Origin of the sequence: Herpetosiphon gulosus, assembly GCF_039545135.1 — a bacterium.
Lineage (GTDB): Bacteria > Chloroflexota > Chloroflexia > Chloroflexales > Herpetosiphonaceae > Herpetosiphon > Herpetosiphon gulosus.
In genome coordinates this window covers 174,484-196,587 of the sequence record NZ_BAABRU010000010.1, presented here as the reverse complement: position 1 = coordinate 196,587, position 22,104 = coordinate 174,484, and the positions used below count along the sequence as shown (strand labels likewise).

The window sequence follows — 22,104 nt, the reverse complement described above, 5'->3', positions numbered from 1 at the left end:
GATTAGGCCATTCTAATGGGCTAAAATGCTTGTGATTGAACTAACATTAGCTGCTAGTTTCCACCCTAGATTAAGTTCAATTGCTCTCATTTAAAAGTGGCTAAAAGTATGTGAACTACCACGCCCACAAGGGGCGTGGCTTCTGCCTTCAACGACGGTTACCAGCATTTCGCTGGGTTTACACCATCTCCAGCAGCGTTTTGGCTTTCCGTCGTCCCAACGGCAAGCAGGCGTAGCCCTTCATGCAGAATATTAATCGCGGCGTTGCCATCGCGATCATGGGTCATGCCACAGGTGGAGCATGTCCATATGCGATCAGATAGCATCAAGGCTGTTTTGGTCTGGCAGTGGTGGCAGGTTTTTGATGAGGCGTAGAACCGCCCAACCTTAATCACCCGTCGTCCGTGCCATTCGGTTTTTTCCTGCAATCGTTGCATGAAGGTACTCAGGGCGGCATCACTGAATGATTTGGCCAGCTTAGTTCTCGCAAGGCCTTTGATATTCAGGTCTTCGATGCACACCACGTCGAATTGGCGAACGATCCCCAATGCATGCTTATGCAGCCAATCGGCGCGTTGGTTACTGATTTTCTGGTGAATACAGGCGACGCGCTTGCGTGCTTTTAATTGGTTTTTGCTGCCCTTTTGAGCGCGTGAGAGTTTGCGCTGAGCGCGGGCAAGTTTCTTCTGGCTGCGGCGGTAGAACTTTGGTGGTGCTGTTTTCTCGCCTGTTGACAGGGTGGTGAATGATTCAAGTCCCACATCAATGCCCACAGGATTACTAGCCGTTGGGTGAACATCAGGGCGGTCAATGTGGCATACGAATACTGCCCACCATGCGCCTGTTGGATCTTGCTTGATCGTTACACCCTTCGCTGTTCCCATCAGCGGGCGATGAATAATCGCACCAAGCAGCCCGATTTTTGGTACGCTGATGGTACGTTCATCAACCACCGTCACGCCTTGCGGGAACCACATGCTGTGCGGCGTGGTTTTGCGAGTTTTGAAACGCGGGTATTTGGCGCGTTTGGCAAAAAAGTTGGTAAAGGCCGTTTCTAAATCCATCAGCGCTTGTTGCAACGGTTGCGAATGGCAATCACGCAAAAAAGCCGTTTTGGGCTGACGTTTCAAGTCAACCAACATCGCCGCAAGCCGTTGATAGCTCAGCCGTTGACCCGTTGCTTGATAGTGCGCTTGCTTGCAGTGCAGCGCCCAATTCCAGACAAAGCGTCGGCAACCCGCCCACTGCACCAAGGTGGTTTGTTGGTCAGCGGTAAGGTGCAGGCGATATTTATAGCAACGGGTCAGCGTTCGCATGAGCAGACTTCCTTTTACGTATTGACATTATACCACTACGTTGTTCAATAATCAATATATTTGAATTAAAAACACTATTATAGGAGTAGTTGCATAATAGATTTAACTCTATTATGCTATTGCCATGAAAGTTAAAAGCTACCTCCGTGTCCTTGTGGCACAAAAAGAAGTCAAAGAAAATCGCACGTTGGGGATACGAGTGATCACCGCAGAATCGGGGGCAAGTCGGAGCGCTGTTGAACGCCTCCTCAATAACACGATTAAGAATGTGCCGCTTGATGACTTGGGGCGAATTTGTGCATGGCTCCCATGTACCGTCGGAGCAGTATTAGTCCTCGAGGATGACTAGTGTGCCCTCACACCGCTGCTACGGTCGAGGGCGCGGCTCCACCGAACAAGGAAGGTAAGGCGTTCGCGAGGATTAAACCATCTCCTGTAATCGTCGAAATCGTATGCGCTCTTCAACTACGCTTCGTCAGAACTGGCACGCATGCATCCCGCGCGGGGAACCCACCACGCGGGTCTTGGGGCGGGGTATTCTGCGGCGTTCCTTATAAATTGTTAACAATTGGATGAATACAACCAACCTACGCCCAAACTGCTGCTAAAAAGCGATCGGTCACCTGCTCCCAAGCATATTGCTGAACATGCTGTAAGCCATAGTCGCGGTAGCGCTGTTGTAATTCGGGGTTTTGTAGTAGCTCAATCAGCGCCTCGGCGATTGCCGTCACATCGTTTGGAGCAACCAATGTGCCAGCCTGGCCATGCGGCACAACTTCGGGAATCGCTGCGGCGTTAGTGCTGACAATCGGCAAGCCGCTAGCCATCGCCTCTAAAAAGACAATCCCAAAGCCTTCTTGAACGCTGGGCAAGCAGAAAATGCTGCTGCGCCCATACCACGCCCGCACTTCAGCATCATCAGCAATTGCGCCGAGCATGCGCACTGAGCTTTCAAGATTGTAGGCTCGCACCACGCCACGCAACACATCATGGTCAGGACCATCGCCAATAATTACCAATTGAGCTTGGGGCACTTGTTCAATCACGCTGGCAAAGGCCCGAATCAAGTCAATCACATGTTTGCGTGGATATTGGCGGGCTACACACAACACCGTCCATGGATCGCGCTGGGTACTATGGGCTTGCTCCTGCCACAAGCTCAAATCGATGCCTTCGGGCACAATTCCAATTTTACTGATTGGCACAGCATAATGAGCATGAATCATCTGGCGGCAATATTCGCTGGTTGAAATCACCTTGGGCGCACGCCGAGCGTTGATCAATTCAATCCGTGAGAGCGACCAGAGCAAGGCCCGAATAAAGCCTTGTTCATGGCGCTGTTCCTCGGCAATTACGCCTTTGATGCTACAGATATAGGGCACATTTAAGCGCTGAGCAACCCGCACCCCATCAATATCAAAGCCAACCACCAAATTATAGTTGTGGTTGGCGAGGCGGCGGGGCAATTGCCAATTGTAATAAAGTCGACGTAAGGTCAAATTACGTGGCCACTTGCCAGTTGGCACAATCCGATCAACCACATGGCCACGGGCTTGCAAAGTCCGTGCTAAACCGCCGATTGCTGCCGCCGTGCCGCTGCCATCAACCACTGCTTGTAACCACGAATCCAAGAATGCAATTCGCAATTGCTGCATAGCACCTACATTCATTCAAAGCTAACGCACTTAATCAATGCCACTTTTTAGCGTTAGCATATAGCCAATCAGATCGTTAATATCTTGGGTTGATAATTTTTGGGCATAATCGCGCGGCATAATGCCCTCTTGAAAGCCGCCAACCAGTTCTTTATCTGGCTCGGTCAGCGAGAGCCGCAGATAATCGATCGCGCTTGTGCCATCGGGGCGTTGGGCAGCACGATTGCCAATATTTGAGAGATTTTGGCCGATGCCTTGGCCTGCTTCACCGGCAACATCACTATGACAATCAACACATGCCTCAAGTTGATCGAGGGTCAACACTTCGGTTCCCTGAAAAATGCGTTTGCCGCGCTCGGCATTGCCCACGCTGGTACTATCGTTGGCCGCGCCACAGCCCAGCACCAGCAAAGCCACTACGAAATAGCCAAATCGTCGCATTAACGCGCTCCATTATAGGTGATTCGGTAGATTGCACTCGTACCGAAATCGGCGATATACAAGTTGCCATCGGGGCCAGTAATCACATCAATCGGGTAGAGCATGCCATCAGCAAAGGTCGTTGATTTGGCTAAATAATCGCCGTTGCTGGTTTGCCCAACCTCGATATGCACAACCTCGCCCGTCTGCCAGAGCGTCAAAAAGGCGCTATCGCTATAAATTTGCGGATATTGATTACCGCTGTAAAAGGTGACTCCAGTTGGCACAGTGTGAGCCGGAAAACTGATCAATGCGCCGCGAGTGCCGCCGTCGCTGGGCGGGTCACCAAAAAAGTAGGGGTAGCCATAGTGTTCGCCTTCAACCAAATAATTAAATTCATCTGGTGGATCATTGCCCTCAACCGAGCTAGGGCCGTTATCACCCCCAAACAGCGCCCCATCGGCGTTGAAGGCGACATCGAACACATTGCCCAAGCCACGGGCATAGGGGCGTAAATCAGTCCCATCGGGATTGACCGATAAAATGCTCGCGGCCAATTCATTTTCCTCAAATTTACCGTCGGTAGTGCTGCCAACCCCAAAATACAAACGGCCATCAGGGCCAAATGCCAAGCCATTGTTGGAGTGTGGCTGTAAAATCATCGAAGGCAAATTATCGACCACGATGCGACGACTGTCGGCCACACCATCGCCATCGCTATCGCGCAAGGCCTCGATTTTGCCGGAACTAGCGCAATACAATTCGCCATCACGCCAGACCAAGCCCACTAACAAATCAAAATCGCCAGCCCACTTGCTCAAACTATCGATCTGCTGATCGTTATTTTGGTCGCGGCCAATCCACAGATCGCCAGCAATATCGGCGATGTACAGCTCGTTTTCAGCCCCAAAGGCGATTGCCGTCGGATTATCCATCGTGCCACGAGCGTAGATGCTCCATTCAAAGCCTTCGGGCAAATTGATTGCGCGAAGATCGGGGTTGCGTTCACGTTCGCGCTCGGGAATGCTCGTTTGCCACATGGTATAAAAGGCTGGTGTGGCAATTAGGGGCATGCCCAAGAGCAAAAATAAGGCTAAGCCACGGCGGCGCAATTGCTGATCGATGCTATAGCGAATGTGTTTGGCCAGCCACCATAAAACAACTGCGACAACAGCCAACGCACCGAGCACGACCGCCGCTTGGCTCAGCAAATCCCAAAATTTCACCCGAATTAATGGGTCGCCAATCCCAATTGGATAGGTGCTGAGCAAGCCTTGAAATACCAGCAGGATCAAGCCTTGCACGGCAATTACTAGGCCAATCCAGCGCCAGCGGCCTGCTTGGCGCATGAGCGCTAATCCGCCAATCATCGCCCCCAACCAAAGTGATAGCAGCACTAAGGTCGCAATATTCAACAGCATCGTGATTCATTCCTTTGTATGTGCACCAAAACGCTGGCTGGCACATGCCAGCCAAGGTGGGTTGTTTGAAGTTTCAGGGAGTTGGTAGCAGGGCTACTAGGCTCAGTATATCATGGCTGCTGGGGCGATTTGGGTGAAGCGTTAGTCCCAAAAGCATGGCGAATTTGGGCGATTTGGCTTGCGCAATCTTCAAGGCTCAGGCGCTCGACCGCCAGTTCGACTCGTTGCCAACTGCTTTGGGCTAATTCAATTGGCAAAGTTTCGCCGTTTGCATCCCAAATGGTTTGCGAACGTGGGGTTGTACCAAACCATGGGATATCGGCTTGCCACAGGGCGGCTTGCTCGGTTTGCAAAAAGGGCTTCAAATGAGGTCGCTCAGGAATGCTCAGCCACAAATGGTCGAACAAACAATCACGATCAAGCGCATCGCGTAGCCGATTGGGGTGGCTAGCGTGGCGCAGCAAAATCGCATAACTATTCGATGGGCGGGCAATCACCCGAATTGTGGTATCGGCGCAAACGGCGAGAATATTGCTCAACAACTCGGCTTTGGCGCTCAATAAGGTTAAATAGGTGGTGCGAAAACCTTGCTCAACCTCAGCGGCATAGTCTAGCGGATCGATCTGGAGTTTGCTACAGGTAGGCAAATTGTGGGCGGCTGGCACGGCGGTTGGGGCATAGCGCAACGCCATTTGATCCGTATTGGTCTCATCCCACACTGGCTGAGGCAAGGGCAGGGTTTGATCGGCATTGCCCGCGATGCCGCTCATATCGACCCCAGGATGTTGCTCGGTGGCAAAGTGCAAGCGTGGCAACAAGCCAACTTGTTCAGCCTCGATCAATTCGTTGGTGCTGCTCAATAGCAGGGGATGGCACAAGCCTTCGAGATCAATCAGAACAGGATATTCGCCGACGGCAATCACATTTTCATAATGCACATCGCAAGCTTGCAACACCAAAAGCAAGGCCAATAATGCTCCATGGCGTTGATAAAAACGCCGTACCGCCGCCGAATCGGCGCATGGCAAGGCTTGCAGCCATTCCGTCCAACCATAATTGCCACAATCGAGCACCTTCAAACCACGTAATTGGATGGTTTGGGGTTGTTGGTTGTGCCAAGCTAAAACCTGATTAAAGGCAACTTCGGTGCTCAGCGAACGCGGTTTGTAGGCCAAATGTTGGCCGCTGGCAAAATCCAAGCGACATACACTCTTGCCAGCATGGCGGTCGCCTAAGCTTTCCAAACCTATCCATTCGGCTAGCTCAAGCCCAAAATGCTGTTGGATTTGCAGCCAATCGTGGGCAAGATGCTGGGCAATTTGGCTGATAAAGTTAATCGTTGTTTGGCATTCGTGCACCAAACTACGCAGCAACAGCGGATAATCAGCCAGTAGATCGAGCAAATCGCCGATTTGGCTATAGCGTTTGATGAAATATTCAAAGCGTGCTTGGCTGGTTGCGCCTTGGAGTTGGCCACGCAAACGAGCTACATTCAGCTCAAGCACCATAGTTTGGGCGGTTAATTGGGCTAAGCGTTGCACCAATGCCTTGCCAATTGCCGCCTGCAAACTAGGCCAAGCATGCTTAACCTGCGTTTGCTGCAAGGCTTGTTCAATTTGGGCTAGGCAATAATCGACGATTGGCCACAGCGGATAGCCCAAGTTTGGTTGGTTGAGCCAGCGTGGATGTGGGCGGGCTTGCCATTCGCGCCATGCTGCGAGGGTTGCGGCCCATGGCGGGGTAGCAACGACAACGGCGGGATCTAGTAGTGCTTGGAATTGCTGATCATCGAATCCATCCAGCGCCAGCCGCGCCTGCCACCAGAGCGTTTGCTCGAAGGGAGCTTGCTTGCGCCAACGTTGATAGCGCGAGGTGGCTCGAGCGCCAAGTTCGCTCAAGCCAAGCTGCTGACGCTCGCGTAGATTCAGGCTTGCCAACCAATTCATGTGCGTAACTCACGCAGTTTAAGGCTGGGCATCTGGTCGAGCAATTGGGCAACAACTGGCTCGGCTGGAAGGGTTGTTTGATCTGGCTTCGCTAGAGCTTGTTGAATCTGTTGCCACCGCGCTTGTTGATTGTTCCAGCGCCGCAAGCCATATTCGTGGCGCAACTGTTCGAGCGCAGCGACAACCGGCTCGATTGTGTTGCCATAGCCCATGGTTGCCAAACAAAAAGCTAAGGTTTCAAGCGCTTGGAGCAAACCTTCGGGGTTGCCGATGGTGCGATAGCCTTGAATTGCTTGGTTAATTTGCTCCAACGCTGGGCTATAGTGGCCTTGAATCGCATCGACCAGCGCCAAACCACGCAAAGCATTGGCAATACCTGTGCCAAATTGCATGCTACGGCCTAACTCCAAGGCTTGGGTAAATAATTGACGAGCCACCAGATATTGCGCTTGTTCGACGGCCAACTGTGCTTGCACCGCCAACACCATACACACCATGTGCTTGCTACCAAGATCTTGGCTCATCTGGGCGGCTTTGCTCAAATAACAGGCTGCTTGATCCAATTCGCCTGCGGCTAGGGTGGTATAACCTTGGTACATCAGGGCAAAACCAATTACAGTTTTATTGCTCATCTGCTCGGCGATGGCCTGACTTTCGCTAAAACAACGCTGGGCAGTCGCATAATCGCCACGGTAGAGCGCCAATTTGCCTTGATGTTGCAAAACCATTGAGATGCGATTTTCATAATGCTGTTGCTGACAGAGCACTTTGCTTTGTTCAAGCAACTCGGCAGCTTGGCTCAATTCACCACGATCAAGCTGAAGTGCCCCAAGGTTGCAGACCAAACTACTAATCGCCATGGGCATGTCAAGGTTGCGCCAAATCTGCAAACTATCGTTGAGCAAAGCCTCAGATTGGGCATATTGGCCTTGCCAGTGAGCAATTAAGCCCAAATTATTGTAGACTCGCGCCATACCAACCTGATCATTGGCAGTTTCGATCAGCTGGCGACTTTGTGAGAAGGTTTGAGCAGCATCGCCATAATCACCTTGATGATAGGCGAGATAGCCCGCCGCGTTGAGTGCTTCGATCCAAAGGGTTGGCTCAAGCGTGGTTTGGGTGGTTTGGGCTTGATCGATTGCTTGGGCCAGCCAACGCCGACCTTCGCCAGCATAACCGCGCAAATACCATAAATCGGCCAAACTGGTAGCAAGCTGGATATTTTGTTCGGTTTGGCGTTGCGTAAAGAAAAATTCTAAGGCCGCCCGAAAATTGAATAAATCGCGCTCAAAGCGATCGCCAGCGGTCACATGTTGGTTATGTTGGCTGAGATCGGCTTGGAGGATTTGGGCCAACTGCAAATAATATTGGGCATGGCGTTGGGCCGCTTGGATCAATAAACCAGCTTGTTGCAACATCTCGCGGGCATATTCGCGCAACACATTCAACATCTCAAAGCGCGTCTCACCCTGTTGATCAGCCTTGGCGTAGAGCAAACTTTTATCGGCTAGGGTATTTAAGCCATCAAGCAAATCGAGCGCCCAAGCTTGCTCTGCGCCAACAGCGGCAAGTGCCTCAAGCGTACAACTTTGCGGGAAGACCCCAACGTGCATAAACATCTGCTGATCGCTCGGCTCAAGCAGATCAACACTCCAACGAATTGCATCACGCAGGGTTCGTTGGCGCGGCGGATGATCAGACGATCGGCTGGTTAAGACGGTTAATTGATGCTCAAGATGGCGCAACATCGCTTTGGGTGCAAGCAACATACTGCGTGCGGCAATCAACTCAATACTCAACGGTAGGCCATCAAGCTGGCGACAAACGGCACTAATATCACGCAGACTGGTTTCGTTAATTTCAAAATCGGGATTGACGGCCTGTGCTCGCTCAACAAACAAGGCGACGGCTGGCGAGAGCGTGGCGCTTGGCTCATCGCTGACAGGAGTGGCGATCGCCAGCGGCGCAACTGCAAAACGGCGTTCACGGCGTAAGCGCAAAGCCTCGCGACTGGTAACCAACACCTTCAAACCATAACATGCCTGAATCAGCTGATCGATTGAGCTAGCGGCGGGCAAAACCTGCTCGAAATTATCGAGCACCAACAATACTTCACGGTCGTACAAAAAATTTTTGAGGTCTTCGAAGCTGCGACGAATGCCAGTTTCTTTGATTCCCAAGGTTTGCGCGATCACGCTCAACACATCTTGGGGATTGGTTACGGGAGCAAGGGCTACGACAAACACCCCATGACGGAAGCGCTCAAGTTGTTGTTGGGCTACTTGCAACGCTAAACGAGTTTTGCCAACCCCAGGCGGGCCAACTAAAGTTAATAAACGCACATGCTCGTTGGCCAAGCGCTCATTGATGGTCGCAACATCTCCATCGCGACCAATCAATGGATTGGGTAAATCAACCAAGTTATGGGGTGGTTGATCGACCACAAAATTGACCCGTGCAGCACCTGGTGTTTGATCAGACCATACTGGCCCAGTGGTTGTTTCCGAACGCGCAAAATGAACAAATGCTGTATGTTCAGCTTCGGGAACATTACAACATTGGGCTAAGCGCTGCGCAATCTGGGTTGAAGGCTTAAGCGTATTAGCTTCAATTTTACGAATCGTGACCGTGGCACAGCCAACCAAATGAGCCAACTCGTCTTGGGTCAGATCGAGGGTCTTTCGGCGTTGTTTAAGCCACATTCCAAAAGAGGCATCAAGCTTAGTCATATACGCTGTCCAGTGTGCTGTGGAAGTCAGGAAAGCAAGGACATTTGGCTAATTGGCTACTGTTCGTCGGTATGAACCACGCAGGGAACCGCACTAGTGACCGAAGTCATGGTTGGGATGATACTGCAATCGACCAAGGTACCACCTTGAATTTGGCGTAATTCTTCATCGCTCAATTCAGTCATTCCGGCAGGATTCGCAGGCATTGGCTGGGGTTTAGTGGGTTCAGCCTCAGGATTTTGATCAGCATTATTCCACGCGTTGATCGTTTCTTCATGCGACATGCTGGGTCTCCTTTGATTTTTAGGGTGGGTTTAATCGGGAGGTTGTTAGATGCCCTAGTATACGGTTAAAATATAGTTATTGGCAAGCGTAGTTTGAGCGATAACGCTATATCGGTTTTTATATCGGTTTTGGGCTAGTTGGCAAAACCCAACTGTGGTTAAATGGGGCCAGTTTCGCAGGAGGACACCCCAATGAATGACCACAGCCAAACCACCCTAATTCCAAACACCACTCTGTTTCGCTCGGCTGCGCTAACCTCATATGTTGCTCATCATCAAGAGCAGGTTGTCCAAGAGCGGATTTCGCCGCTGTTGCTGCGTAGTTTGTGGTTGCTGGTCGCGGTGCTTTCTGTCAGCTTAGTTGTGGTTGGTGCACCGATCGTAAACCTCTAGCCCCGGACAACCTTGCGCTACAAGCAAGGTTTGGCGATGTTGAAACGTTGGTTGGCAAGCTTCAAACGGCGGCGGGTTCCAGTTTTACTCCAATTAAGTGCAATTGAATGTGGTGCGGCATGTTTGGCCATGGTGCTCTCCTATTGGGGGCGAGCAACCTCGGTGGCTGAATCGCGTGAGGTCTGTCGGCCATCGCGTGATGGCTTGAGTGCCCAAACAATTGCTGCTGCTGGCCGTCATTATGGCCTGATTGTGCGAGCCTTTGCCCTACAAAACCTCGATTTTGGCTCACTCCAACTCCCGGCAATTTTGCATTGGAATTTTAATCATTTTGTGGTGCTTGAACAGTGGTCACCACGCGGCGCAACCATCGTTGATCCAGCCTTGGGTCGGCGTTTTGTTGAGTTAAGCGAGCTTGATCAACGTTTTACTGGGATTGTGCTTAGTTGCCAGCCTGGCCCCAATTTTGAGCAACGTCAACGCTCCAACACCAACCAATGGCGCTTAATTCGCTCGACGCTTTTAGCCAAGCCCAGTTTATTGGTACAAATTATCGTGGCCTCAGGTTTGTTGCAATTGGTTGGGCTGGCCTTGCCATTATTGACCAAAAGTTTGGTGCAACAGGTTACCCTGCCAAGTTTTGAGGTCTTGCTGGGACGGGTATTGCTGGGGTTGGGCTTAATCATCAGCATCCGTTTTTTGATTCAATATATGCGTAGCCTCTTGTTGATTCAATTGCAACTGCGTTTTGATACCGATTTAAGTGAACATTTTTTAAGCCATTTGTTGCGTTTGCCCTTGGCCTTTTTTGAGCAACGCAGCAGCGGCGATTTATTGCTGCGCCTAACCAGCAACAGCACAATTCGCGAATTAATTACCAACCAGGTGCTATCGGTCGTACTCGATGGCGGGCTGATGCTGGTGTATGGTGGCTTGTTGTTTTGGCAAAGTCGCAGTTTTGGCTTGACGGTCGCAATCATTGCCTTGCTACAAGTGACCATTATTTGGCTAACCCAAGGCCGTTTGCGCCCGCTGGTCGAGACCGATTTGTTGGAGCAAAGCGAGGCTCAGAGCTATTTAGTCGAGTTACTAAGTGGCATTACTACGATCAAAGCCATGGGCGTGGAGCATTATTCGTTTGGCTATTGGCAAAATTTGGCTCGTCGCCAGCGCAATACCAGCCTGCGTCGCCAACGCCTAAGCGCAGTTGTCGATAGCATTTTGGGCACGCTGCAAACCGCCACACCTTTGATTTTGCTGTGGGTCGGCTTGCGTGAAGTGCATCAAGGCCAGATGGATTTAAGCACAATGCTGGCATTAAATGCAATTGGTACCTTGGCGCTTGCGCCGTTGGTCACATTAATTAGCCAAGGCCAGCGCTTGCAATTATTAACCAGCTATCTCGAACGATTAAATGATGTGTTGATGGCCCAGCCTGAGCCAGATGGCAGCTTCGCACCCGAACAAAACTTGCAAGGCGCAATTCGGCTGGAAAACGTGAGTTTTGGCTATAATCCGCATACTGTGCCGATTTTGCGGGATATTTCGTTGCAAATTGAGCCAGGCCAAAAAGTAGCATTGGTTGGGCGAACTGGCTCGGGTAAAAGCACACTCGCCAAATTATTGTTAGGTTTGTATCAGCCCAGTAGCGGCCAGATTTGGATCGACGAGCGCCCGATCGAGGACTATGATCGTCAAGCCTTGCGCCAGCAATTTGGGGTAGTGCTACAAGATGCCTTTTTATTTAGTGGCTCGATTCGCCAAAATATCAATTTGCAACGAGCCGCTCTACCAGCTGCCCAACTGATTGCGGCGAGCCAACGAGCCGGCTTGCACAACGACATTGTGAGCATGCCAATGGGCTATGAAACACGGGTTGGCGAGGCGGCAGGCGGGATTTCGGGCGGTCAACGCCAACGCATCGCACTTGCCCGCGCCTTGTTGCGCCAACCTGCAATTTTAATTTTGGATGAAGCTACCAGCCAACTCGATACCCTAACCGAACAGATTGTTGAGCAACAACTGAATCAGCTTAACTGCACCCGAATTGTGATTGCCCATCGCCTGAGCACGGTCAAAAATGCCGATTTAATCATCGTACTTGATCGTGGGCAAATTGCTGAACAAGGCACTCATAGCGAGCTAGTTGGCGCAAATGGAGTCTATGCTCATATGGTCGCCAATCAACAACCAACCTAAAATGCAACGAGGCTCCATGCAACGTTTTACCCGACAACAACGTCTATAGACTAGATCTTTTAGCCTAGAACTTGCTCGCCAAAGCGGTTAAACCCAACCCAAAATAAACCCTTTGGTGTATTCCCAAAATCGAGGCCATATGCTATGCTGCCACTAGCAGCGCAGCATGACGATTTGAATAAACTGCGGCTGTGTGTAGACGAAGCAAAGGAGCCTGTATGTCGCGTCGCAAGGTGCGATTATTTTTTTGCCTGCTTTTAGTAGCAGTTTTGGGCGTTCATGGCTTACAGCGGAGGCAAGTGATTGTGGCGGCAGCGCCAATGGTGTTCGACCAATATGCGCCACCGCAAACTCACAGTTTCTATGTACCCAATGCGCCCGCGATCATCGGCTGGCCCAGTGCCAAGGCACTATTTTATGCCGCTGGTCGGCCTTACCCAACCGATGTGCCTGAGGCCTATTTCGACCCAAGCTTTAATTTGACCATGCTACGCTTGCGTTCAAGCATTATTGCCAGCGCCAAACGCCATAATCGCCAAGCCATTACCAAACTTACAGATGATCAATTTGCCGTGCTAATTGCGGCCCAACTCTATTTTGAATATAACAGTGCTTTGGCGACTCGTGGTAGCTTTGGGCGTGCAGTAACTCCGGTCTATCAAGAGGCTCAAGGAGTTGCCAACTCGCTGGGTTTGGGTAATTTTAGCGTCTGGCCCGCCAATTTGCGGCCTTCGGTTGGCTTGAGTTTATTGAATGGCGAAATGCCTTATGTTAACTCACTCAACGAGCCAACCAACCGCCCAATTCCAATTGCAATTTTTGGTAGCAGCTTGCAAGACCGCATGCAACGTTACAGCGATTGGAAACCAAGCGAAACCGAAGTTGCTGCCGAAATTAGCGATCCATTCTTAGCGGTCGAATATTTAGCTGCTAATTTTGAGGTTGCCAGTTATCGCGCCGAACACGATTGGGTGACGGTTAATTGGATGACCTTTGTAGCTTGGCATAATCAAGGGCTGGTCAGCCCTGGCCATATTAGCAACAATGCCCAATTGGCAAATGTGCTGCCAACCTTTGAACGCTATATTCCTGGGGCGATTGCCTTGATTTACACGCCACCCGATTTTGTACCAGGCATTGTGCGCCAGCCAATTGCCAAGTAAACCGAGGATTCAATGGCGAATGATGTTGAATGTTTAACCGATTTGCCCTATGGCAATGCCGCTGGCTATTGGCTGTTTCTCGATTTGTATCGACCCGAACCCTTGCCAAGCCAAGCCTTGCCTGTCGTGATTTATATCCATGGTGGGATGTGGCGGCGCGGCGATAAAGCCCTGAGCAGCGATCCATTTTTGGCCCAAACAGGTCGCTACATCGTAGCCAGCATCAACTATCGCCGCAGCGATCAGGCGATTTTCCCGGCTCAACTGCACGATGCCAAAGCGGCTGTGCGTTGGCTTCGCGCGAATGCGCAACGCTTGGGCATCGATCCACAGCGCATTGGGGTTTGGGGCCACGATGCAGGCGGTCATTTGGCGAGTTTATTGGGTGTCACTGGAGCTGAATCAAGTTTAGAGGGCAACAACGGCAGCCCTGAACAACCAAGCCAAGTACAAGCTGTGGTCGCAGTGGCTGCGCCGAGCGATTTGAGCCAGCTTGGCGCTTGGCACGACGAGCCAGATTCACCCGAATCGTTGTTGGTTGGCGGCGCTTTGCCTACCCGCCCTGAGTTGGTGCAACAGGCAAACCCATTGAACTACCTTAATCAGCCAGCCCCGCCGTTCTTGCTAATTCACGGCGAGCAGGATCAAACTGTGCCTGTCGGCCAAAGCTTGATTTTGCAACAAGCCTTACAAGCGGCTAATGCCGAGGTAGAATTAGTGCTCTTGCCCGAAGCTGAGCACAATTTTGGAGCCAACAGTCCTCATCTTCAACAGATTAACCAACAGATTTTGGCCTTTTTTGATCGGGTGTTGCAGGCCTAAAAAAACAGCGCAGCCGTGATGGCTGCGCTGAATTATTTTAGCTACGGCTGGTTTCTGGCTCGGCCCGAGGAATCGTAAAGGCAAACACATTGCCCTTGGCCAAACGCTCGATCGCCACCTTGCCAGCATACAATTCAACCAACGACTTGACGACTGGCAAATCTAAGCCCAAGCCATGTTGTTCGCGTGAGAGTGGCAAATTTTGCGGCACGAAGAAACGATCGAAAATTCGCGGTAAATCTTCGTCGGTCAGCGGCACACCTTCGACCGTAAAGACCACCGCCACGCTATCGGGCATGGTACGGGTTTGCACCACAACTGCATCGCCTGAATTGCGCACAAAACGCAACGCCACGCTCAACAAACGTTCGATAATCAAGCGTAAATGGTCGGGGTTGGCCAAAACCAAGGGCATCGTTTCGGGCAGATCGCTCACAATCTCGACCCCACGATCATTACTTTCGGCGCGAACCTCAAGCAACGCTAAATTGAGTGGTGGTAAAACTGAGGTTGGCTGAGCAACTTTCTCCTCGCTCAAAACCCCATACTCACCCTTGGCCAACAAAATATAATCCCGCACAAGCCGATCAATCCGAGTGCCACCACGCCGGATAATTTGTAAAAAATTGCGTAAATCGGCCTGCCCGATTTGGTCGGCATGCATCAACAAATCGGTACAGGTTTGGATCAAGGTCAGCGAGGTGCGAAGCTCGTGGTAAAACGGGTCGAGTGTGGCTCGTTCAAAGCTGCTGGCGCGGCTCATCGGTAACTCCTTGGGTGCGCCGTGTTTCCCATCTAACACGTCAAAATAATGCTAAGCGTAGCTGGGCATCATAGCAAAAATAACTTACACAGTGAGGGCTGAGTAAGCGACTGAATCAAGAGGCCATGCTACAAATAACCAACAATTAAGTACGATTTTACGAGGCGGTATCAATCTCTGTCAAGTTGATACTGTCTCACCTGCGCGGTACAATGAGCCACAATGCAAATAGGGGGTTTTATGCCCAGTAGTGGGATTCAAGCAGCACGGTATAGTCGCCAAACTCGGTTTGCTGGGCTAGGCCAAGCCGGACAGGAGCGCTTAGCCCAAGCACGAGTAGCAATTGTGGGCTTGGGAGCAACCGGTAGCACCATCGCCCATGCCTTGCTACGAGCGGGCGTAGGCTATTTGCGGCTGATCGACCGTGATTGGGTTGAAGAACACAATTTGCCGCGCCAAAGTTTGTATACCGAGGCTGATGCTGCTCAGTTATTGCCCAAAGTCGTGGCGGCCAAAGCCCATGCCCAACACATTAACAGTGCTTGCGAAATTGAGGCTTTGGTACTCGATTTGCACGCTGGCACGATTGATCAAGCGCTGGCTGGGGTCGATTTAATTATGGATGGCAGCGACAGCCTTGAAACCCGCTTGCTGATCAATCAATGGTGTGTGCGTGAAGACCGCCCATGGATTTATAGTGGCGTGTTGGGTGGTCATGGCATGACTGCCAATTTTCGGCCCGAGCAAGCCTGTTGGCGCTGTGTTTTTACAACTTCGCCTGAGCCAGGCAGCATGCCAACCTGTGAAACTGCTGGCGTGGTTGGGCCAGTTGTGGGGGTCATTGGCAACTTGGCAGCAACTGAAGCACTCAAATTGCTCACTGGCCAGGGCCAAGCCAACCCCGATTTATATATGCTCGATCTGTGGGCTTGGCAATTTGAGCATCTGCCACTGCCAGCGCCGCGCCCCGATTGCCCAGTCTGTGGTTTGCGCCAATTCGACTTGCTTGATCAAGATAGTGCACCAACCTTGAGTTTATGTGGCCGCAATGCGATTCAAATTCGGCCACAGCAGCCAATCAAAATGGCATTGACTCAATTAGCAGCGCATTTGCAGCAAGCTGATGTACGGGTGATTCAAACCGATTATCTGCTGCGTTTTGCGGCTGAAACCTTGCAAGCCACAGTTTTCCCTGATGGCCGCGTGATTATCAGCGGCACCGACGATCCAGCGCTGGCACGCGGGTTTTACAATCGCTGGATTAACCATTAATCGACAATTTCATGTTCAATCTTGAACGTCTATGCTGGAGCAGTTATGATTCTGCGATTTGCGCTGGTTTTAGCCCTTGGCACCAGCATCACTTTTATGTTGACTCCCTTGATTCGGGCTTGGTGTATTCGCAAGGGTTGGTATGATCTGCCTGAAGCGCGGCGCGTGCATCAGATTCCGACCCCAAGGTTGGGTGGGGCGGCCATGTTCGCTGGCTTTATGGTGGCTTTGGCGGCGGCGGTGGTTGTGCCTTGGGGCGTGCCGCAAATGCAGCGCTTCCCGATTGAAAGCTTTCGTTTGGGCTTGCTGGCTGCGGGGGCAACCCTGATGTGGGTCGTCATGACCATCGACGATCTCAAAAAACTTTCGGCTCGCTTTCGCTTGATGATTCAAATTCTGGCGGCATTGATTGCGGTTGGCCCCTATTTATGGGAATGGACGCTGCATCCAGCAGTGAATGGGGTTGATGTTGGGGCACGAGGGATTATCGCTACAGCATTTAACACGCCGTTTATGCAAGTGAATTTTCATAAAATATGGCCGCCCTTGGCAATTGGCTTCACGATTTTTTGGATTGTGGGCATGACCAATGCGCTCAACTGGATCGACGGTTTAGATGGCTTGGCAGCAGGCGTGACGTTGATTGCGGCGATTGTGCTAGCGATTCATACCTACTCACTGGGCCAATATTCCTTGGTTTTAGTGCCCTTGGCTTTGGCTGGAGCCTGCTTGGGCTTTTTGCCGCATAATTTTCACCCAGCCAAAATTTTCATGGGCGATGGTGGCGCGATGGTGATCGGTTATACCTTGGCGATTTGCTCAATCATCGGTGGAGCCAAGCTCGCCACGGCCTTGTTGGTGCTAGGCGTGCCCTTGCTTGATGGGGTATGGATGATCATCTGGCGGCGGGTGCGCGGAGCCGGGGCTAGCGTTTCAGATCGCGGCCATTTGCATCATCGTTTGCTTGATTTAGGCCTCTCGCAACGCCAAGTTGTAGCGTTTTACTACACCGTCAGCATCTTATTTGGCAGCTTAGGCTTGTTACTGCCCGATAGCTGGTGGAAATTGGGCGCGTTGAGCATTTTGACCGGCCTGATGATTGGCCTGCTCTTCTATTTGGCCCGCAAACAGCCCCAAACCCAAAATTCGCATTAATCAAAAAGGCCACAGCGCTTGGCTGTGGCCTTTGGCTTTTTAGCGAACTGGCTAATTCTTGAAAGCGACTGGAATGTAGAGCGAACGCAGGCCCGTTGTATACCACACTCGCGCCCCACAAAAATCGACTGTGCTAGTACTATTAAGCGCAGCGACACTCAACGAATGCGAGACAGTGCCATTCGAAAGGTCGTAGTGCGAGCCAGTATAGCTGACTAAACTAGAAGTGTAATCACTTGATGATGGAATCGAATAGCTAAAGATCGGCGTAAACCAACTATAGCCATTATAGGCCCAATACCGTGCCAGCACCGAATCTCCAGCTGGATTGCGATAGTAGAAGCGCACCCCACGAAGCCCGCTGTTAGGTGGTAATTGGAAAGTATAGCTAAGCTCAAGATCTGAGCCAAACGCGACACAACCATTATTTGAGCTTTCCATACCTTGGGCACTTTCGCGCGGCACAAATGAACGTGCAGTCAGAAATTGATATTCATTGGTGATCATTGGGCTTGCCAGTTCTTCGGGCATGCTAAGATCAACGTTATGCAATTGGTTCGGCTGAGGACGATTTTCGCTCAACAACATCCCGCTAGCATCACGATCTGAGCTGACTTGGCTAACAGGGTTGGTATAGGCTGAGGTTGGACGAGCCTGGACTGGAATCGCCCAAAACGAGCGAATACCGCACATTCTGGTTACACTGGAGGTTCCAGGCCGAATATATAACAAATAACCTTTCGATAATTCATCGATTATTTCGGTAGTTGGAAAGGTAAAATAATCTTCGCCATAGCCAGCACTTGTGGTCGTACTGCCAACTAATACATCGACCGATGTACTACCATTAATTTTTGCAAGGTTGGCATTCATGGCTGCACCGCTGACAGTGTTGTAGTAGAAAGCACGATAACCGCGAAACTCCATACCATCGGGCATGTCAACTTCGGCGGCAAGGTTGGCCCCACCATTGTGAATCATACAGCCAGCCCCTGCATAGCTATACGAGATCGTATCATTAATCGCCACAAAATCGCTAGCAGCGGTGAAGCTATAGCCACTGCTGCCACCTTGTAAGGCATCTGGTTGGTTGGCTGGGGGCATGGTAAATGGCCGTGCAACAGGTGCACTATAAGCATATTTTACCCGCACGCCACAAAGCGCATGGTTTATCCCGGCTGCTCCACTGTACCAAACTAAAGAATAGGAATAGTTAAAGGGATCATAGGTGGTATTGAGATTGGTGGTGGTATAGCTTGAGCCGTGTCCGCCATTGCCACTACTATTTAATAAAGCAACTGAGGCAATTCCGCCAGCACCATCAAATCGATAGAGGTATAAGCGGGAATTATTAACTGCATCGGTATCACGATATTGAAACTCAACCCCGACGATAACCGCACCTTCAGGCAGATCGAGGCGGGTGCTAAGCGCATTGTTATCTTCGTTACCGCCGTTAGCCGCCGTAAGATAGGTACAGCCACCACCATAGTAGGCGTAGCCAACGGTTGAATTGCGCCGATGAAACGCCGTTCCAGGATAGGCGGCGGTTTGATAGAGCACCGCTCCATTAGTACTGTTGAGTCCCGTCTCAAAATCTTGGAGCGTGCCTTCGCTCACTGGGTTCAACAACGGAGCAGCTTGATCACCTGTCAATGGGGTTTGGGCTGCCATTGGCGCAGGTTTAAGCCAAGCACTGGCAACCAGACCTAAAAAGACCAACACGAAACACACTCTTCGGATAAACCACATACACTACCTCCAAGAGTACGACGAAAAGTCCGGTAGGTTAACGATACGTCATGAAGACGACCTTGATATGACAAATCTTGCCAATTTAGATGCATTTGAGTTACTGCGCCTTGTAGCAGGCATCGTAGCGTTGGAGTAGGGTTTGACTTTGCGCAGGCCAATTAAAGAGCTTTTCGATGCGATTTTGAGCAGCTCGCCCTAAACTCTGGCGTTGTTGTGGCTGCTGCAAGAGCTGAATTACGGCCCGCGCCAAAGCTCCACTATTACTTGGTTCAACCAACACACCGCTGGTTTGGTCGAGATATTCAACTACCTGACCAACCGCTGCGGCCACAATCGGCAAGCCTGCTTGCATTTGTTCGGTTAGTTTAGCTGAACACTTAGCGCGATTCAGCAGGGTATCATCCATTGGGTAGAGCGCTACATCAGCAGCGGCTAGCGCTGCATCAATCATGCTTTGCTCGCTCCAACCACGGTTATCCAGCGCATGGCTGATGCCTGCCCGCTGAGCTAACAGCGTTAATTGCTGCTCCTCGCCATGTTCGCCCGCCCCAATCACCAAGAGTTTTGCTGTAGGAATCTGGGCCAACACGCCAACCATCATCACCACAACATCGCTCACTGGAAACTCCCAAAAACGACTATAGAGCAAAATAATCGGGTCTTGGTTGAGGCCCAGCTGGGCACGGGCTAGGTTACGCTCAGGCAATTGGCGACGCGGCAGATCAACTCCATTCGGTAGATAAAGCAGCTTGTTAGTCGGCAAACCAAACAAAATCACTTGGTTGGCCAAGGTTTGCGAGGCCACCGTGACGCAATCGGCCAATTTGGGCAGATTACGTTCTTGCCAATCGATCAACATTTTGATCTGGCGCGGATAATCGAGCCGATCATTCCAGCCGCCAGTGCCTTCCCAATCATCGGTATCAACAAAAATAGGTAATTTAGGCCGCAAACGCCGAATCAAGGGCAAGGCCATGCCACCATAGCCCTTGGGTTTAAACAAATGCACTAGATCAGGCTGAAGCGCCAAACAGCGCTTGAGCATCCAACCTACCGAACGCAGCATCGCCGCGTTGCCTTGGCCAAAATCTGGGCCATGTTCGACCGTAATTTGCTTGATTATGCTGGTTGAACCAGCATCGGCGAGGCAGAGATCGCTTGGAGCTAGCACATGCACAACATCACCACGGGCGGCGGCAGCTTGAAGCATTGGCAAGGCTCGACGACTTAATGTGGCTTTGGGGCGCAAACCAAACGGTGCTAGCGCAACAATCCGCATCATTAAAGCTCCTCGCGCAGCATCGCCCGTTCATGTGGTTTGAGTACACCCAAAGTTCCCAACTCGTCGAGCAGCGCTGTGGTGGTGGTGAAATGCACGGTCGGTAGGCCGAAAGCACGGGCTGCTAGCACGTTACGCAATTTATCATCAATAAAAATAATATCGCGAATTTGTACGCCCAAGGCTGCAACCGCCAATTCAAAGGCATGCGGATTGGGCTTGGCCACGCCAACTCGGGCCGAATTGATCACCACATCGAATAAATTGGCAACCTGCCAGCGCTCCAAAATCGTCTCCAGATCATCAAGCGCATTTGAGAGTAAACCGGTACGATAGCGTCGATGCAAAACCTGGGCGATCCGCACCATCTGTTGATTAAGTTGTTCACCAGCGAAAAGCTCGCCCATAAAGATAGCTAGCTCGCCAGCAACGCCCAACTTTTGCTGCATGCTCGACCAATAGGCTTGGCTGGTTAGTTCACCAATGCGGGCTTGTCGCCATTCATCGCCGTTATACAACAAGGCATACAACGATTCTGCCGAATGTCCATAGCGCTGAGCAATACTACGATAGCCGTCAAGTGACTCATGTTGCGGGTTGAAAACTCCGCCCCAATCGAATAGGATGGCTTGGGTCATGGTTCTACCTCAGATCTAGACATCAGGCGACAAGTTAAATAGACCAAAACTAAATCAAGCTTTGTGCGTCTAAGTTACAGGCTCAACAACGTGGGATAATTGTAGCAGATACCAAGCCAATCTATCGGGGCAATCTAGATGAGAGTTGAAAATCCATGACAAGCCGTTTGATTCCGCCAATTCGCAGCCAACAATTACTTGATAAAAGCCATTGTGCCTTGTGTGGGCAACGCTTGTTGGGCGCATATTATTTTTTGCCCGACCGCCCGGAGCGCTATTGCGAAACCTGTATCGAGCAACGCCCGCGCTGTGCTAGCTGTGCCGCGCCAGTTGGCGACGATGGCTGGACGCTGCACGATGGGCGGGTGCAATGTGGCGGTTGCCATCGTAGCGCAATTTATGATCCGCAAGAAGCCCAAGCCTTATATGCCTCGACCGTCGCTTCGCTCGCCCAACACCCTGGCCTGCAAGTCCAAGTTGGGGCCAGCTTTCGGCTGGTCGATCAGCCCACGATTCAAGATTTGGCTCACCAAGGCGCGATTGCCACCGAAGGCCAACAAATGCTTGGACTCTATCTGCGTCAAGGCCGAATGCGGGTGGTTTATGCCTTGTATGGCTTGCCGCGTTGGCGTTTTCGGTTGGTAGTGGCCCACGAATTTGCCCACGTTTGGCAGGGCGAACATTGCCCATTATTAACTGATTACGATTGGGTCGAGGGCTTTGCCGAGTGGGTTGCCTACCAACATTTGCTATTTTTGGGCGCAACCAAGGCGGCTGAAAGATTACGCAACGCTGAGCACCCTTATCGCAAAGGTTTGGAGCAATGCCTCAAACTCGAAGAACAAATTGGCATTCGTGGTGTTTTGGCAGCAATGCGCACCTTAGAATAGGCTT

General features: G+C 51.2%; 19 protein-coding genes. 8 read left to right on the top strand and 11 right to left on the bottom strand.

The window, feature by feature from the left end; translation table 11 throughout:
* Positions 1-158 precede the first annotated feature (158 nt).
* Complete coding sequence (locus ABEB26_RS15145; protein ID WP_345722877.1) at positions 159-1,316, bottom strand: RNA-guided endonuclease InsQ/TnpB family protein; 1,158 nt, start codon at positions 1,314-1,316, stop codon at positions 159-161.
* A gap of 124 nt (positions 1,317-1,440) precedes the next feature.
* Between ABEB26_RS15145 and ABEB26_RS15140 the strand changes: the two genes are divergently transcribed.
* Complete coding sequence (locus tag ABEB26_RS15140; RefSeq protein ID WP_345722876.1) at positions 1,441-1,665, top strand: helix-turn-helix domain-containing protein; 225 nt, start codon at positions 1,441-1,443, stop codon at positions 1,663-1,665.
* A 238-nt stretch (positions 1,666-1,903) separates the two neighbouring features.
* Here the strand turns inward: ABEB26_RS15140 and ABEB26_RS15135 are convergent, their stop codons facing one another.
* From ABEB26_RS15135 to ABEB26_RS15110, 6 genes are all read right to left on the bottom strand, one after another.
* Complete coding sequence (locus ABEB26_RS15135) at positions 1,904-2,971, bottom strand: glycosyltransferase family 4 protein (RefSeq protein ID WP_345722875.1); 1,068 nt, start codon at positions 2,969-2,971, stop codon at positions 1,904-1,906.
* A 30-nt stretch (positions 2,972-3,001) separates the two neighbouring features.
* Positions 3,002-3,412, bottom strand: a complete 411-nt coding sequence (locus tag ABEB26_RS15130) for a c-type cytochrome (protein WP_345722874.1) — start codon at positions 3,410-3,412, stop codon at positions 3,002-3,004.
* Positions 3,412-4,812 (bottom strand): DUF7133 domain-containing protein, encoded by a 1,401-nt coding sequence (locus tag ABEB26_RS15125; protein ID WP_345722873.1) that lies wholly within the window; start codon positions 4,810-4,812, stop codon positions 3,412-3,414. The genes ABEB26_RS15130 and ABEB26_RS15125 overlap by 1 nt, the downstream gene beginning before the upstream one ends.
* A gap of 110 nt (positions 4,813-4,922) precedes the next feature.
* A complete protein-coding gene (gene lanM, locus ABEB26_RS15120) occupies positions 4,923-6,758 on the bottom strand; it encodes a type 2 lanthipeptide synthetase LanM (protein WP_345722872.1) in 1,836 nt (611 codons plus the stop codon).
* On the bottom strand, positions 6,755-9,487 hold the full coding sequence (locus ABEB26_RS15115; RefSeq protein WP_345722871.1) for a tetratricopeptide repeat protein: 2,733 nt from the start codon (positions 9,485-9,487) through the stop codon (positions 6,755-6,757). Before ABEB26_RS15115 ends, lanM begins: the two co-directional genes overlap by 4 nt.
* Before the next feature lie 56 nt (positions 9,488-9,543).
* Positions 9,544-9,771 (bottom strand): mersacidin/lichenicidin family type 2 lantibiotic, encoded by a 228-nt coding sequence (locus ABEB26_RS15110; RefSeq protein WP_345722870.1) that lies wholly within the window; start codon positions 9,769-9,771, stop codon positions 9,544-9,546.
* A gap of 192 nt (positions 9,772-9,963) precedes the next feature.
* Here ABEB26_RS15110 and ABEB26_RS15105 point away from each other — a divergent pair, with 192 nt between their 5' ends.
* The 4 genes from ABEB26_RS15105 to ABEB26_RS15090 all read left to right on the top strand — a co-directional run bounded on the left by ABEB26_RS15105 (position 9,964) and on the right by ABEB26_RS15090 (position 14,348).
* Positions 9,964-10,164 (top strand): hypothetical protein, encoded by a 201-nt coding sequence (locus ABEB26_RS15105; protein ID WP_345722869.1) that lies wholly within the window; start codon positions 9,964-9,966, stop codon positions 10,162-10,164.
* A gap of 36 nt (positions 10,165-10,200) precedes the next feature.
* Positions 10,201-12,363, top strand: a complete 2,163-nt coding sequence (locus tag ABEB26_RS15100; protein WP_345722868.1) for a peptidase domain-containing ABC transporter — start codon at positions 10,201-10,203, stop codon at positions 12,361-12,363.
* A 218-nt stretch (positions 12,364-12,581) separates the two neighbouring features.
* Complete coding sequence (locus tag ABEB26_RS15095) at positions 12,582-13,526, top strand: hypothetical protein (RefSeq protein ID WP_345722867.1); 945 nt, start codon at positions 12,582-12,584, stop codon at positions 13,524-13,526.
* Positions 13,527-13,538: 12 nt separating this feature from the next.
* Positions 13,539-14,348, top strand: coding sequence for an alpha/beta fold hydrolase (locus tag ABEB26_RS15090; protein WP_345722866.1), 810 nt, complete (start codon positions 13,539-13,541; stop codon positions 14,346-14,348).
* Positions 14,349-14,385: 37 nt separating this feature from the next.
* On the opposite strand, the gene ABEB26_RS15085 is transcribed toward ABEB26_RS15090, so the two are convergent.
* The gene (locus ABEB26_RS15085; RefSeq protein WP_345722865.1) at positions 14,386-15,111 is read right to left on the bottom strand and encodes a sensor histidine kinase; all 726 of its coding nucleotides are present in this window, start codon (positions 15,109-15,111) and stop codon (positions 14,386-14,388) included.
* A 240-nt stretch (positions 15,112-15,351) separates the two neighbouring features.
* Here ABEB26_RS15085 and ABEB26_RS15080 point away from each other — a divergent pair, with 240 nt between their 5' ends.
* Complete coding sequence (locus ABEB26_RS15080; protein ID WP_345722864.1) at positions 15,352-16,383, top strand: ThiF family adenylyltransferase; 1,032 nt, start codon at positions 15,352-15,354, stop codon at positions 16,381-16,383.
* A gap of 45 nt (positions 16,384-16,428) precedes the next feature.
* Positions 16,429-17,538 (top strand): MraY family glycosyltransferase, encoded by a 1,110-nt coding sequence (locus ABEB26_RS15075; protein WP_345722863.1) that lies wholly within the window; start codon positions 16,429-16,431, stop codon positions 17,536-17,538.
* A gap of 51 nt (positions 17,539-17,589) precedes the next feature.
* Here ABEB26_RS15075 and ABEB26_RS15070 read toward each other — a convergent pair whose 3' ends face one another.
* The 3 genes from ABEB26_RS15070 to ABEB26_RS15060 form a co-directional block, all read right to left on the bottom strand.
* On the bottom strand, positions 17,590-19,263 hold the full coding sequence (locus ABEB26_RS15070) for a hypothetical protein (RefSeq protein ID WP_345722862.1): 1,674 nt from the start codon (positions 19,261-19,263) through the stop codon (positions 17,590-17,592).
* A 127-nt stretch (positions 19,264-19,390) separates the two neighbouring features.
* Positions 19,391-20,575, bottom strand: a complete 1,185-nt coding sequence (locus tag ABEB26_RS15065; protein ID WP_345722860.1) for a glycosyltransferase — start codon at positions 20,573-20,575, stop codon at positions 19,391-19,393.
* Positions 20,575-21,210 (bottom strand): HAD family hydrolase, encoded by a 636-nt coding sequence (locus ABEB26_RS15060; protein WP_345722859.1) that lies wholly within the window; start codon positions 21,208-21,210, stop codon positions 20,575-20,577. The genes ABEB26_RS15065 and ABEB26_RS15060 overlap by 1 nt, the downstream gene beginning before the upstream one ends.
* 155 nt (positions 21,211-21,365) lie before the next feature.
* Between ABEB26_RS15060 and ABEB26_RS15055 the strand changes: the two genes are divergently transcribed.
* Complete coding sequence (locus ABEB26_RS15055; RefSeq protein ID WP_345722858.1) at positions 21,366-22,100, top strand: zinc-binding protein; 735 nt, start codon at positions 21,366-21,368, stop codon at positions 22,098-22,100.
* Positions 22,101-22,104 lie beyond the last annotated feature (4 nt).

Coding starts and splice junctions, on each gene's coding strand:
- ABEB26_RS15055 (WP_345722858.1), top strand. CDS start 21,366: ATGACAAGCCGTTTGATTCCGCCAATTCGCAGCCAACAATTACTTGAT.
- ABEB26_RS15115 (WP_345722871.1), bottom strand. CDS start 9,487: ATGACTAAGCTTGATGCCTCTTTTGGAATGTGGCTTAAACAACGCCGA.
- ABEB26_RS15135 (WP_345722875.1), bottom strand. CDS start 2,971: ATGCAGCAATTGCGAATTGCATTCTTGGATTCGTGGTTACAAGCAGTG.
- ABEB26_RS15075 (WP_345722863.1), top strand. CDS start 16,429: ATGATTCTGCGATTTGCGCTGGTTTTAGCCCTTGGCACCAGCATCACT.
- ABEB26_RS15080 (WP_345722864.1), top strand. CDS start 15,352: ATGCCCAGTAGTGGGATTCAAGCAGCACGGTATAGTCGCCAAACTCGG.
- ABEB26_RS15085 (WP_345722865.1), bottom strand. CDS start 15,111: ATGAGCCGCGCCAGCAGCTTTGAACGAGCCACACTCGACCCGTTTTAC.
- ABEB26_RS15110 (WP_345722870.1), bottom strand. CDS start 9,771: ATGTCGCATGAAGAAACGATCAACGCGTGGAATAATGCTGATCAAAAT.
- ABEB26_RS15140 (WP_345722876.1), top strand. CDS start 1,441: ATGAAAGTTAAAAGCTACCTCCGTGTCCTTGTGGCACAAAAAGAAGTC.
- ABEB26_RS15065 (WP_345722860.1), bottom strand. CDS start 20,575: ATGATGCGGATTGTTGCGCTAGCACCGTTTGGTTTGCGCCCCAAAGCC.
- ABEB26_RS15100 (WP_345722868.1), top strand. CDS start 10,201: ATGTTGAAACGTTGGTTGGCAAGCTTCAAACGGCGGCGGGTTCCAGTT.
- ABEB26_RS15125 (WP_345722873.1), bottom strand. CDS start 4,812: ATGCTGTTGAATATTGCGACCTTAGTGCTGCTATCACTTTGGTTGGGG.
- ABEB26_RS15090 (WP_345722866.1), top strand. CDS start 13,539: ATGGCGAATGATGTTGAATGTTTAACCGATTTGCCCTATGGCAATGCC.
- ABEB26_RS15145 (WP_345722877.1), bottom strand. CDS start 1,316: ATGCGAACGCTGACCCGTTGCTATAAATATCGCCTGCACCTTACCGCT.
- ABEB26_RS15060 (WP_345722859.1), bottom strand. CDS start 21,210: ATGACCCAAGCCATCCTATTCGATTGGGGCGGAGTTTTCAACCCGCAA.
- ABEB26_RS15105 (WP_345722869.1), top strand. CDS start 9,964: ATGAATGACCACAGCCAAACCACCCTAATTCCAAACACCACTCTGTTT.
- ABEB26_RS15095 (WP_345722867.1), top strand. CDS start 12,582: ATGTCGCGTCGCAAGGTGCGATTATTTTTTTGCCTGCTTTTAGTAGCA.
- lanM (WP_345722872.1), bottom strand. CDS start 6,758: ATGAATTGGTTGGCAAGCCTGAATCTACGCGAGCGTCAGCAGCTTGGC.
- ABEB26_RS15130 (WP_345722874.1), bottom strand. CDS start 3,412: ATGCGACGATTTGGCTATTTCGTAGTGGCTTTGCTGGTGCTGGGCTGT.